The organism is Glycomyces tritici (genome assembly GCF_030403505.1).
The window spans coordinates 209,058-221,448 of record NZ_JAUEMJ010000002.1; the positions used below are offsets into that span (position 1 = coordinate 209,058).

General features: G+C 68.7%; 14 protein-coding genes. All 14 read right to left on the reverse strand.

Annotated elements, in window-relative coordinates; translation table 11 throughout:
* Positions 1–13: 13 nt before the first annotated feature.
* The 14 genes from uvrC to QWI33_RS06280 all read right to left on the reverse strand — a co-directional run bounded on the left by uvrC (position 14) and on the right by QWI33_RS06280 (position 12,378).
* Positions 14–1,915 carry an excinuclease ABC subunit UvrC gene (gene uvrC, locus QWI33_RS06215; RefSeq protein WP_289955975.1) on the reverse strand — a complete coding sequence of 634 codons (1,902 nt, stop codon included), beginning with the start codon at positions 1,913–1,915 and terminating at the stop codon, positions 14–16.
* A gap of 37 nt (positions 1,916–1,952) precedes the next feature.
* Positions 1,953–2,879 (reverse strand): serine protein kinase RIO, encoded by a 927-nt coding sequence (locus QWI33_RS06220; RefSeq protein WP_289955977.1) that lies wholly within the window; start codon positions 2,877–2,879, stop codon positions 1,953–1,955.
* 221 nt (positions 2,880–3,100) lie between these two features.
* The gene (locus QWI33_RS06225; RefSeq protein ID WP_289955978.1) at positions 3,101–3,886 is read right to left on the reverse strand and encodes an ABC transporter permease; all 786 of its coding nucleotides are present in this window, start codon (positions 3,884–3,886) and stop codon (positions 3,101–3,103) included.
* Between the two features lies 1 nt (position 3,887).
* The gene (locus QWI33_RS06230) at positions 3,888–4,706 is read right to left on the reverse strand and encodes an ABC transporter permease (RefSeq protein WP_289955980.1); all 819 of its coding nucleotides are present in this window, start codon (positions 4,704–4,706) and stop codon (positions 3,888–3,890) included.
* A 103-nt stretch (positions 4,707–4,809) separates the two neighbouring features.
* The gene (locus QWI33_RS06235; RefSeq protein WP_289955982.1) at positions 4,810–5,610 is read right to left on the reverse strand and encodes an ABC transporter permease; all 801 of its coding nucleotides are present in this window, start codon (positions 5,608–5,610) and stop codon (positions 4,810–4,812) included.
* Positions 5,600–6,388 carry an ABC transporter permease gene (locus QWI33_RS06240; RefSeq protein ID WP_289955985.1) on the reverse strand — a complete coding sequence of 263 codons (789 nt, stop codon included), beginning with the start codon at positions 6,386–6,388 and terminating at the stop codon, positions 5,600–5,602. The genes QWI33_RS06235 and QWI33_RS06240 overlap by 11 nt, the downstream gene beginning before the upstream one ends.
* Before the next feature lies 1 nt (position 6,389).
* Positions 6,390–7,211: an ABC transporter permease gene (locus tag QWI33_RS06245; protein WP_289955987.1), complete on the reverse strand. Its 822-nt coding sequence runs from the start codon at positions 7,209–7,211 to the stop codon at positions 6,390–6,392.
* Positions 7,204–8,001, reverse strand: a complete 798-nt coding sequence (locus QWI33_RS06250) for an ABC transporter permease (protein ID WP_289955989.1) — start codon at positions 7,999–8,001, stop codon at positions 7,204–7,206. The genes QWI33_RS06245 and QWI33_RS06250 overlap by 8 nt, the downstream gene beginning before the upstream one ends.
* A gap of 55 nt (positions 8,002–8,056) precedes the next feature.
* Positions 8,057–9,055, reverse strand: a complete 999-nt coding sequence (locus QWI33_RS06255; protein ID WP_289955990.1) for an ABC transporter ATP-binding protein — start codon at positions 9,053–9,055, stop codon at positions 8,057–8,059.
* 51 nt (positions 9,056–9,106) lie between these two features.
* Positions 9,107–10,060 carry a hypothetical protein gene (locus tag QWI33_RS06260; protein WP_289955992.1) on the reverse strand — a complete coding sequence of 318 codons (954 nt, stop codon included), beginning with the start codon at positions 10,058–10,060 and terminating at the stop codon, positions 9,107–9,109.
* Entirely contained in the window at positions 10,057–10,518 is a 462-nt protein-coding gene (locus QWI33_RS06265; RefSeq protein WP_289955993.1) for a hypothetical protein, read from the reverse strand. The genes QWI33_RS06260 and QWI33_RS06265 overlap by 4 nt, the downstream gene beginning before the upstream one ends.
* A 43-nt stretch (positions 10,519–10,561) precedes the next feature.
* Positions 10,562–11,479, reverse strand: coding sequence for an HTTM domain-containing protein (locus tag QWI33_RS06270; RefSeq protein ID WP_289955995.1), 918 nt, complete (start codon positions 11,477–11,479; stop codon positions 10,562–10,564).
* Complete coding sequence (locus QWI33_RS06275) at positions 11,476–11,943, reverse strand: hypothetical protein (RefSeq protein ID WP_289955996.1); 468 nt, start codon at positions 11,941–11,943, stop codon at positions 11,476–11,478. The genes QWI33_RS06270 and QWI33_RS06275 overlap by 4 nt, the downstream gene beginning before the upstream one ends.
* Before the next feature lie 45 nt (positions 11,944–11,988).
* On the reverse strand, positions 11,989–12,378 hold the full coding sequence (locus QWI33_RS06280; RefSeq protein WP_289955999.1) for a thiol-disulfide oxidoreductase DCC family protein: 390 nt from the start codon (positions 12,376–12,378) through the stop codon (positions 11,989–11,991).
* Positions 12,379–12,391: the final 13 nt, after the last annotated feature.

The window sequence follows — 12,391 nt, forward strand, 5'->3', positions numbered from 1 at the left end:
TACCCGCCGCGTCTCAAGCCCCGTTGTCGTCGGGATTACGCAGATGTGTCTGCAAGGCCTCGGCCAGTTTCGGGCCGATCCCTGGCACGGCCTCCAGATCGGACAGTTCGGCCTCGCGGATGCGCTTGACGGAGCCGAACTGCTTGAGGAGGGCCTTGCGCTTGGACTCGCCCAGGCCGGGCACGCCGTCGAGGGCGGAGGTGATGAGGCTCTTGCGCCTCCTGGTGCGGTGCAGGGAGATCGCGAAGCGGTGGGCCTCGTCGCGGACGCGCTGCATCAGGTACAGGGCCTCGGAGGTGCGCGAGAGGATCACCGGGTAGTCCTCGCCGGGGAGCCAGATCTCCTCGAGGCGCTTGGCGAGGCCGGCGAGGTTGATGGTGTCGATGCCGAGTTCGGCGAAGACGGCCTCGGCGGCGGCGACCTGCGGCTGGCCGCCGTCGACGACGAGCAGCTGCGGCGGGTAGTGGAAGCCCTTGCGGGGCTCCGCGGCCTCCTCGCCCTCCTCGCCCGTGTCGACCGGAGAGCCGGTCGGCTGCTCCGCGAGCTTGGAGAGGCGCCGGCGCAGGGTCTCCTGGAGGCTCGCGAGGTCGTCCTTGCGCTCGCCCTTGATGACGAAGCGGCGGTACTCGCTCTTGCGCGGCAGGCCGTCCTCGAAGACGACCATCGAGGCGACCACGTCCTCGCCCTGGGACTGCGAGACGTCGTAGCACTCGATCCGCAGCGGGGCCTCGGGCAGGTCGAGGGCATCGGCGAGCTCTTCGAGGGCCTTGGAGCGGGCGGTGAGGTCCCCGGCGCGCTTGAGCTTGTGGCGCTGGAGGTTCTCGATCGCGTTCTTCTCGACGGTCTCGGCCAGGGCGCGCTTGTCGCCGCGGCGGGGCACGCGCAGGTCCACCTTCGCGCCGCGGCGCTCGGAGAGGAGCTCGGCGAGCGCCGGGGCGTCGGCCGGGAGGGCCGGGACGAGCACTTCGCGGGGCACGACCTCGTTCTGCTCCCCGTAGAACTGGAGGCAGAAGCTCTCCACGATGCCGGGGAGGTCGATGGGCTCGGGCTTGTCGATGACCCAGCCGCGCTGGCCGCGGATGCGGCCGCCGCGCACGTGGAAGACCTGCACGGCGGACTGCAGCTCGTCGTCGGCGACGGCCATGACGTCGCAGTCCACGTCCTCGGCGAGGACCACGACCTGCTGCTCGAGGACCTTGTCGAGGGCGCCGAGGTCGTCGCGCAGGCGCGCGGCGCGCTCGAACTCGAGGGCTTCGGAGGCCTCCTGCATCTCCTTGAGGAGGCGGCGGCGGACCGGGGCGTGGTCGCCGGACATGAACGCGCAGAAGCCGTTCACGAGTTCGCGGTACTCCTCGGCGGAGATGCGCCCGACGCAGGGCGCGGAGCACTTGCCGATGTCGGCGAGGAGGTTGGGACGCCCGATCCGGTTGCAGCGCTTGTACTCCGAGTCGGAGCAGGTGCGGATCGGGAAGACCCGGGTGAGGAGGTCGAGGGTCTGGCGGATCGCCCACGCGGAGCCGAACGGCCCGAAGTAGCGCACGCCCTTGCGGCGGGCGCCGCGCATGACCTGGGCGCGCGGGAACTCCTCCCCCACGGTGACGGCGAGCCACGGGTAGGACTTGTCGTCCTTGAACATGACGTTGAACCGCGGGTCGTACTCCTTGATCCAGGTCCACTCCAGTTGGAGGGCCTCGACCTCGGTGGCCACCACGGTCCACTCGACGCTGCGGGCCGTGTTGACCATGCGGCGGGTGCGCTCGTGCAGCCGCGATTCGTCGGCGAAGTAGGAGTTCAACCGGTTGCGGAGGTTCTTGGCCTTGCCTACGTAGATGACCCTCCGGTCGCGGTCCCGGAAGCGGTAGACGCCCGGGGCGGTCGGAATGGTGCCGGGAGCGGGACGGTAATCAACTGCCACACCACAAGGATATGACCCGCCCCCGACACACCCGTGCCTACGGCATGGCCGCCAAGGCCTTCAGCTCCGCCTGGAGGTCGTCGACCTCGTCGCGGCCGATGCCGCGCGCGGTGAACCACGAGCCGAGGTTCTCCACGTCCCGCTCCAGGAAGCCCATCCCGAGCGGGTTCGCGTAGATGTCCACGACCTGCGGGAGGTCGAGGACGACGAGGCGGCCGTCGTGGACCACCGTGTTGTACGGCGAGAGGTCGCCGTGGGCGAACCCGAGCTCGGTCATGCGCCGCAGCGACTCGGCCGCCTGCTCCCACAGGCTGTCGAGGTCGTCCGCGCCCGGCTTGGTCTCGGCGAGCCGCGGCGCGGCGGTGCGGCCGTCGCCGATGAACTCCATGACCACTTCGCGGCCGAGGACCTGGACCGGGTACGGGACCGCGACCCCGGCGTTGTAGAGGCGCTTGAGCGCGTCGAACTCGGCGGCGGCCCAGCGCCCCGCGGCCTGCTCGAGGCCGAACGTGGTGCGCTTGGCCATGGCGCGGACGTCGCGCGAGCGCTTCGCCCCGCGTCCGGCCATATAGTCCCCGGCCCGGTTGAACTGGGTGTGCTCGGCGCTGCGGTAGCGCTTCGACGCGAGGATCACGGCCCGGTCGGTGCCCGGGACGACGCGTTCGATGAGGAAGACGTCGGCTTCCTTGCCGGTCTTGAGGACGCCGAGCTCGTAGTCGACGGCCCCGTGGTCGGTGATGACCCACGCCGGCAGGGGTTCCGGGCCGCGCTGGAGCGGCTCGGAGTCCCACCAGATCGACCACCGGTCGCCCGCGGGCGGGCCGTCGTCCTGCGGCATCTCGTCGAACTCGGTGCGCATCTCCTCGAACCGGGCCTGGTCCTCTTCTGAGAAGACCCGCATGTTCTTGGACTTGCGGCTTTTGATGGATTGGAAGGATTCGGAATAGTCAGACTTGCGTGCCAAGGTGGCGAGCTCCTGGAGGAAGGTCCGTCGCTCGCTGCGGAATCAGCGCGAGCCGACGGGAGGTGAACTGAGTTTCAAGGCATGGGCGCGGACAACGACAGCCATCAGTAACACCTCCAATCCTCAAGAGTCCCAAGGCGACACGCCTCGGGCAACAGCGACGACTCTAGCGGAGCCCTTCGGAATCGCGCAAGTGGTTTTTTCGCGTGAGTGCGGTCACCTCAGTGGCCTGCGGATTCGTAGCGGTGCAGGCCCGCCCTCGCCACGAGGACCGTCACGGCGACGAGGGCCAGGGCGACCACCGGCGGGACCGCCAGCCACCACGCGGGGAGGGCGCCGGTGAGGATCTGGACGGGGATGTAGTTGACGAACGCGAGCGGCACGGCCCAGGTCAGGAGGGCGCGCACCGCCCTGGGGTAGATGGTCAGCGGGAACCGCGTGGCCGTCTCCTGGGTCTGGGCGGTCAGCCAGGCGAACACCGGGCTCGGGCCCTTGAGCCAGAAGTTGACGCAGTTCAGGCTGGTGATGACCGTCAGCTGCACGGCGACGGCGCAGGCGAAGAGCAGGACCGCAGCGGGGATCATCGCGAGCGGGATGCCCGCGCCGCTCCAGCCGATCGCGATCATCGTCGCGCCGGTGGCGAGGTTCCCCGCCGACTGCATGCCGATGGCGCTGGCGCCGATCTGCATCATCACCAGTGCGGGGCGCACGACCGCGTAGTCCAGCCCGCCGTCGATGATCTTGCGGCCGACCGTCCACATCCCGTCCCAGCCGACCTCGGTCACCGAATCGGCCAGGACCATGAAGCCGATGAGCAGGAGCATCTCCGGGAAGCCCCACCCGTCGATGGCGGTGACCTGCGCGAAGATCACCGCGATGAAGGCGAGCTGCGCGGCCTGCTGGATGAGGGCGACCGAGACCATCGTCCAGAAGTCGGCCGGGTACTCGGTGATGGAGCGGAACTGCGCCGCGATCAGGCGCACATACGTGGACGCGGTACGGCGCATCTCAACCTCCGTGGATGGTGACGGCCCGGACCGCGCGGCTCCACAGCCAGCGCCCGAGGAACCAGAGCGCGAACACCCACGCGAGCTGCGCGGCGATGAGCCCGAGCGCGCCGAGGGTGTCGACCCGGCCGAGGTAGATCTGGGACGGGGTGGTCGTGAAGTGGACGAACGGCAGGCACCAGGCGAGGACCTGCAGCGGCTCCGGCATGATCGCCAAGGGCACCATCGCCCCCGAGAAGAACGCCACGACGGTCTGCCGGGCCCACATGATCCCGTGGTAGCTGCGGGTCCAGAAGCACAGCATGGTCGAGAGGTAGACGACGCTGAACGCGATGGGCGCGATCAGCGAGATGCTGACGAGCGTGAGCAGCCCCGCGGCGAACGAGGCCGGCGGCAGCGGCGTGAAGAAGATCAGCGCGATGGTGAGCCCGACGACCATGGTCGGGAGCGAGCCGGCCAGACCGCCGTAGAACTCGGCGGCCCGCGCCCGCTGGAAGTCGACGGGTTTGAGCAGGTCGATCGCGACGCTGCCGTCGAGGATGCGCTGGGCGGTGTCGGAGCCGCCGAAGATGAACGTGGCGGTGACGAAGCCGATCACGTAGTAGGTGCGCATGGCGTCCCAGTCGTACCCGGCGATCGAACCCTGCTCGGCGAGGATGGTCCCCCAAAGCGTGAGCGAGACGAGGAGTTCGCCGCCGCCGAGCACGACCGCGAAGACCCAGTTCAAGCGGTAGGCGAGACGCCGTTTCAATGCGACGACGGCCAGTGCGAGGTCGACTGAGAGCGCGCTTGGGCGCGCTCGGACGGGGATCGCGGTCAAGGGCATCAGCATCCAGGGCTCAAGGGGGAGGCGGGTGACCAGCTTGCACTGCAACGGGTTGCCGAGTCAAAGCATTTCCGCCGAGCGGTCCCGGGCCGCCGGTTCAGTGTCCGGCGGAGTCGTAGGCCTTCAGGCCCGCCCGGAAGGCGAGGACGGCGAGGAGGGCGGTGGCGGCCGCGGCGATCGGCGGGGCGATGAGCCACCACGGGTCGGTCTTGCCCGTGAGGATCTGGACCGGGATGAAGCTCGCGAAGGCGAGGGGCAGGCCGAAGGTGAGGGCGAGACGGACCGCGACCGGGAAGATCGTGAGCGGGAACCGCATCGACTCGTTCTGGATCTCGGTCAGCATGAAGGCGACCACCGGGGTGCGGCCCTGCATCCAGAAGTTCGCCGCGTTCGCGATCGTCAGCAGTGCCGCCTGGATCACGGTGCCGCAAAGCAGCAGGAACACGCCGACAGGGACGGCCGCGAGGCCCAGGCCCGAGCCGATCCAGCCGTAGACGAGCATCCCCAGGCCGAGCGAGACCTCGCCGAAGACCTGCATGCCGACATGCTTGGAGCCCACCTGGACCAGCACCGGCGCGGGGCGGGTGATGCGGTAGTCCAGGTCGCCTTCGACGATCATCTTGCCGGTGTCCCAGATGCCGTCCCACACCAGCGCGGTCGCGCCGAAGGGGATCGACACGAACCCGGCCAGCAGCAGCATCTCGTGGTAGTCCCAGCCCTGCACGGCGTTCACGTTCTGGAACAGGATGGACAGGAACGAGAAGCTCAGGATCTGCCAGAAGCACCCGGCGATCGCCATGACCCAGAAGTCCGCCGGGTACTCCGCGATCGTGCGCAGGTACGCGCCGATCGAGCGGCGGTAGACGCCGCCCGCGTGCACTGCGTCCTTAACCGCCATGAATGGTCACCTTCCTGACGAGCCGCCCCCAGATGAGGCGGGCGAGGAGCAGCAGGCCGACCGACCAGGCGGCCTCGACCACGATGAGGCCCAGGGCCCCGCCGGTGCCGACGCGGCCGAGGTAGATCGACGCGGGCGTGGTGGTGAAGTGCACGAACGGCAGCCACCACGCGAGCGTCTGGAGCCAGAAGGGCATGAGCGCGATCGGGATCATCAGCCCCGAGAAGAACGCCAGGATGCAGTCTCGCGCCCACTGGATGCCGAGATACCGCTGCGTCAGGAAGCAGGCCATCACCGCGAGGTAGTTGATGCCGAACGCCAGCGGGAAGATGAACAGCAGGCTGATAACGGTGAGCGCCGCCGCGAGCGGCGACGCGGGCGGCGCGGGCCGGAACAGCAGCACCGCGGCGGCCGTGCCGATGATCGCCGCCGGGACCGAGGCGGCCATGCCGCCGATGTACTCGGCGGCCCGCGCCCGCTGGAAGTCCACCGGTTTGGTCAGGTCGATCGAGACCATGCCGTCGAGGATGCGGTTCGCCATCTCCCAGTCCGAGCCCGCCCACGCGAGCGTCGAAGTGAGGAAGCCGATGATCAGGTACGCCTTCATGGCGTCCCAGTCGTAGCCGCCCAGTTCGCCGTCGCCGATGAGATGGCTCCACACGGCCAGGCCCGCCAGGAGCGAGAAGCCGCCGAAGAGGACGGAGAACAACCAGGTGGCCTTGTAGGCGATCTTGCGTTTGAACGCGATCGTCGCGAACGCGATGTCGATGCTCGCCATGTCAGTGTCCCGCCGAGTCGTAGGCGCGCAGGCCGAGCCGGTACATGCCGGCGGCCAGCGCGGCCGCTGCGACCGCCGCGAGCGGCACGCCGACCAGCCACCAGGCGCTCATGTGGCCGGTGAAGACCGCGACGGGGACGACGTTGATGAACGCGACCGGCACGATGAACAGCGCGATGATCCTGACCGCCACGGGGAAGACGCCGAGCGGCAGCTTCATCGCGCCGCCCTGCAGCTGGATGAGGAGGAACGCGAAGACCGACATCGGGCTCTTGATCCAGAAGTTCAGGGCGCAGAGCGCGGTCACGAGCGCCGTCTGGGTGAGGGCCGCGCAGACGATCGCCAGCGCGCCGACCGGAATCCACGCGATGCCGACTCCGGCGCCTATCCAGCCGTAGACCAGCATCGCGAAGCCGAGTGCCAGCTCGCCGAATGACTGGAGTCCGATGTGCGAGGACCCGACCTGGAGGATCACCGGGGCGGGCCGGGTGATCCGGTAGTCGATGTCGCCCTTGATGACCATGCTGCCGGTGTTCCAGGCGCCGTCGAAGCACAGCGCGTTCGCGCCGCCGGCGATGCTCAGGAGGCCCGAGAGCATGAGCATCTGGTGGAAGCCCCAGCCTTCGATGGTCGGAACGTTGGCGAACAGCACTGCGAGGAAGGCGAACTGCAGGACGTTCCACACCGCGCCTGCCGAGGCCATGATCCACAGGTCGGCCGGGTATTCGATGATCGAGCGGATGTGCGCCGCCAGCGCGCGCCAGTAGACGCCGGAGGCGTGCCGGATCGGCACCGACCGTTCGATGGACAAGGCGTCAGCCACCGTGCACCGTCACTTTCCTGACCGCGAAGCGGAAGACGAGTCGGCCCGCGTACCAGAGGCCGACGACCCAGGCGGCCTCCGCGGCGAGGAGCCCGAGCGCGCCCGCGGTGTCGACCCGGCCCAGGTAGATCGCGGCCGGGGTGGTCGTGAAGTGCGGGAACGGCAGGGCCCAGGCCGCGGCCTGGAGCCAGCCCGGCATGAACGCGAGCGGGATCATGAGTCCGGAGAAGAAGCTGAGGAGGGCCTCGCGCAGCCACATGATCCCCAGGTACCGCTTGGTCCAGAAGCACACCAGGACCGAGAGGTAGGTGATGCCGAAGGCCAGGGGGAACAGGAGGATGAAGCTGAGGGCGGTGAGCAGGCCCGCCGTCGGCGTGGCCGGTCCGGGGGGATCGAACAGCAGCCAGGCCCCGAGGACGCCGAGGGCGGCGGTCGGGGCGGTGGAGATCATCGAGCCGACGTATTCGGCGGCGCGGGCCCGCTGGAAGTCGACGGGCTTGGTCATGTCGACCGCGATGTGGCCGTCGAGGATGCGGTCGGCGATCTGGAAGTCGGCGGCGCCGAAGACCATGGTGGCGGCGACGAATCCGATGATCGTGTACGCGCGCATCGACGACCAGTCGTAGCCGTTCAGCGATCCGTCGCCGAGCAGGTTCTGCCACATGGTGAGCGAGATGAGCATGGAGCCGCCGCCGAGGGCGAGGCCGAAGATCCAGCCGGACTTGTAGGCGAGTCGGCGCTTGAACGAGATGACCACGAGTGCGCGGTCGACCGCGAAGGCGTGGGTCATCTTCGTCTGCTCCGGTTCGGTGCGCCGAACAGTTGGGCGGGGCGGGGAGTGGGGTTCACTTCGTGAGTTCCCCGGCGTACAGGCGGCGGATGACGTCCTCGATGCTCGGCTCGGAGAGGGAGAGGTCCCGCGGGGAGAGCTGGGCGGTGAGGGAGCCGAGGACCTCGGCGGTGGTGAAGCGGTTCGACTCGTAGGTCACGACGACCTCGGAGGGCGCCTCGCCTGCGGTCCACTCGTAGTCGGGGAACTTCTCGGCCAGCTCGGGCACGTTCGCGGCGCCTTCGAGGTAGAGGTGCACGGCCTTGGTGGTGATGTAGTGGGCCTTGAGCCGCTCGATCGAGCCGTCGTAGGCGATGGCGCCCTTGTCGATCACGACGATCCGCTCGCAGACCTCTTCGATGTCGGCCAGGTCGTGGCTGGTGAGGAGCAGCGTGGTGCCGTCGTTGACGAGCTCGCGCAGGAACGCGCGGAGGCGGTCCTTCACGGAGATGTCGAGGCCGATGGTCGGCTCGTCGAGGTAGACCATCTTGGGGTCGTGGATGAGGGCGCACGCCAGGTCGGCCCGCATGCGCTGGCCCAGGGAGAGGGTGCGGGCGAGGGCGGGCATGAACTCGCCCAGGTCGAGCAGCTCGTCGAACCTGGCGATGCGGCGCTTGTAGTCGGCGTCGGAGACGCCGTACATGTGCTTGAGGAGCTTCAGGGACTCCTCCACGGGCAGGTCCCACCACAGCTGGGTGCGCTGTCCGAAGAGGACGCCGATGTCGTGCGCGTTGGCGATGCGCTCGGTGTGCGGGTCGCGGCCCATCACCCGGACGGTGCCCTCGGAGGGGCGCAGGATGCCGGTGAGGAGCTTGACCGTGGTGGACTTGCCCGCGCCGTTGGGTCCGACGTAGGCCACCGATTCGCCCGCGTCGATCGAGAGGTCGATGCCGTCCACCGCGGTGTAGTTCTTGTACTTGCGCTGCATCAGGTGCTTGACGGCGCCCTTGAACCCCGAGTCCTTGTCGGGCCTGCGGAAGGTCTTGGTGAGGGCTTGGGCTTGGAGAATCGGCATGCTCCCACCGTATGGAGATTCGGTGGGAGCGGGCCACTCGTTTTCCGCGGGTCAGGACGCGGGCTCGGCCTCCGGGGCGGGCTCGCCGGACCGGCTTTGCGCTGGTATCGCCTTGCGGGCCTTGAGCCTTCGGCGGATTCGGCCGGGCAGGCCCGGCGCGTTGCGAATCAGCTCACGCGGGTTGATGCGCTCCAGCGGGAGGAAGCAGGCCATCGCGACCATATGGGGCAGGAAGCTGATCTCGACGGCGAGGAACACGGTGAGGTGGAAGAGGTAGAAGAACGCGACGATGCCGTATTTGAGCCGCTTGGCGGCCACGAACATGACGATGGGACTGAGCAGTTCGAAGCCGACCATCCCCCATTGGGAGAGGCGCAGCAGCCACGGGTAGTCCAGGAGCCAGGTCGAGAACTCGGTGCCGCGGCGGATGATCGCCCAGGTCATGGTCGCGGAGTTGACCCATTCCCAGCCGCCGTAGCGGATCTTGGCCCAGGCCGCGAAGAAGTACGTGCAGACCACGCCGATCTGGACGAGGTTGAAGCCCCAGCCGACGTGCTCGGAGAGGCGCGTGCGGTCGCCCCAGCGGGCCTTGGGCATGGTGGGCAGGAGGAACAGCAGGATGAGGAAGGCGAACTTGCCGTGGTCGACCTTCCCGTAGGACATCGCGATGATCATCCACTCGAAGTAGGCGACCGCGCAGATCCATCCGAACAGGCGCGGGGCCTTGTTGCACATCATGGGGACCGAGGCCGCCAGGAGCACGACGAGGGTGCCGACGACGAGCCAGTAGCTCGGGACGGGGAAGACCGGGAGCACGCGGGCGAGGAACAACGGCTGGTAGAGCTCCCCGGGGACGTGGCGGTGGCCGAGGATCCAGGGCATGTACCACCACCAGTCGACCCAGATGAACGCTCCGGCGAGGAAGCGCATCGCGGCGACGCGGCCGAGGGCCACGGGGGTGAAGAAGAAGCCGGCGGTCTTCTGCGCGAGCGGCAGCGGCGTCATTCTCCGGTTCCTTCGCGGGTGTAGGCGGCCTCGACGACCTCGGTGACCTCGCCCGTCTGGTGGCCGTCCTCGAGCCGGTAGCGGCGTTCGATGATCTCCACGGTGACGATCCCGGGCTTGTCGGGGTTGGTGTTCTCGTACGCCTGGGCGACGTACTCCAGGAGGGCGGGGTTCTCGATGAACCGGCTCTTCTGGCCCTCGAGTTCGGCGCGGCGGAAGCCCGTGGCGCCCTCGGTGAGCATGAAGCGCTCGCCCTCCTCGTTGACGGCCTCGACGCGGGTCGACCCGGCCCAGCCGTCCAGCTCCATCGACGAGGAGTACATCTTGAAGGGCGCGAACGGGAAGAAGTCGTCACCGCCCCAGAAGGTGGTGGCGGTGACGAGGGCGAGCACGATCAGGGTGATCGAGACCCGCACGGCCCGCCCGAGGGGCCGGACCGTCGCGTACTGGGTATCCACGGCAAGAGTATGGCACGGGTGTGCCACAGGGGACCCGCCCGAGTCAGCCGGTCGCGCTGAGTTCGGGATCGGCTTCGCCCCGACTGCGCTGGTCGGGAGTGTCCTTGCGGCCCTTGAGCTTCGCGCGGGCGCGGCGGGCGAGGTCCTTCGGGTCGACGCGTTCGAGCGGCAGGAAGCAGGCCATCGCGAACAGGTGCGGGAGGAAGCTGATCGTGAGTGCGGCGAAGATCGCCACGTGGAAGGCGTAGAAGAACGCGATGATCGAGTACTGGATCCGCTTCCACGGGTAGACGAAGAGCACCAGCGGGGTGAGCAGCTCGAACGCGATCATGCCCCACTGGGCGGCGGTCAGGAGCTGCGGGAAGTCCAGCAGCCAGTCCGAGAAGACCGTGCCGCGGCGGATGATCGCCCACGTGAAGACTCCGGAGTTGGCCCATTCGAGGCCGCCGTAGCGGAACTTGGACCAGGTGGAGAGGAAGTACGTGCACACCACGGCGATCTGCACCAGGTTGAAGCCCCAGCCCACGCGCTGGGACAGGTGCTCGCGGTCGCCCCAGCGGGCCTCGGGCATCATGCAGAGCACGAGCAGGAGCACCATGAAGCCGAAGCTCGCGTGGTCGACCTTCCCGTACGAGTTGTAGATGAGCATCCACTCGAAGTACGCGATGAACAGGATCCACCCGAACAGGCGCGGGCGGTAGCCGAACATCATCGGGATCGCGGAGGCGAGGCAGACGGCGAGGGTGCCGGTGACGATCCAGTAGTTCGGGGCCGGGATCGGCAGGATGCGGCCGATGAGCAGCGGCTGGTACAGGTCCTCGGGCAGGAAGCGGTGCTGGATGATGAACGGCTTGTACGCCCACCATTCGATCCAGACGAAGAGCCCGGCGAGGAAGCGCATCGCCGCGACCCGGCCGAGGGCCACGGGGGTGAAGAAGAAGCCGTTCAGATAGCGGGTCACGATCCGTCCGCCCCTTCTTCCCACGCGGCGGCCACTTCGGCGGTCTCGGCGCCGGTGCGTTCACCGTCTTTGAGCTCGTAGCTGGTGATGATCACTTCGGCGGCCACGATCTCGGGGCTGTCCGGGTGGGCGTCCTCGTAGGCCTGGGCGACGAGCGCCAGGAGCTCGGGGTCCTCGCGGAAGCGGCTCAGCTGGCCTTCGAGTTCGGCGCGGCGGAACCCGGTGTCGTTGTCGCCGATCGGGAAGCTGCGCCCCGTGGCGTCGGTCAGGACCAGGCTGGTGCTGTTGGCCCAGCCGTCCGGGTCGTGCGCGTGCGAGTACATCTTGAACGGCGAGAACGGGAAGAAGTCATCGGTGCCCCACAGCGAGGTCGCCATGAGGGCGATGGTCATCGCGAGGGTCGCCGCTATGCGCACGAGTTTCCCTCGGCGTGTCAGCGGTCGTTCGGCGGCTTCGTTCGGCACCGGGCGAGTATGCCATAACCGCGCCGATCCCCATGCGACGGAATGTCACGGACCGGCGAGGCGGTCCCGTTCGGCCTGCGGCAGCGAGCACGCCGCGGTGCCGCCGGGGAGCTTGTGGCGGTTGCGGGAGACGAGCCGGTAGACGGGCCAGGCGAGCCACGACACGGGCTTGAGCGAGAGGACCCCGCCGATCGGCTTCCAGTACCACTGGGCGCGGCGCAGCAGCACGGCGATCGCGTCCGGCCCGGCCCGCGTGAGGCCCGGCTCGATCCAGATCACGGCCGCTTCGGCCTCGTCCTGGGTGACGCCCAGCGCGTCGAGGTCGGCCCACTGCCAGGGCGTGACCTTGGCGGTGGTGCGGACGTGCCGCTCCAGGAACTGCGCGGACTGGGTGCAGAACGCGCAGTCCCCGTCGTAGAGGAAGGTGTGGTCCATGCCGGTCTCGATT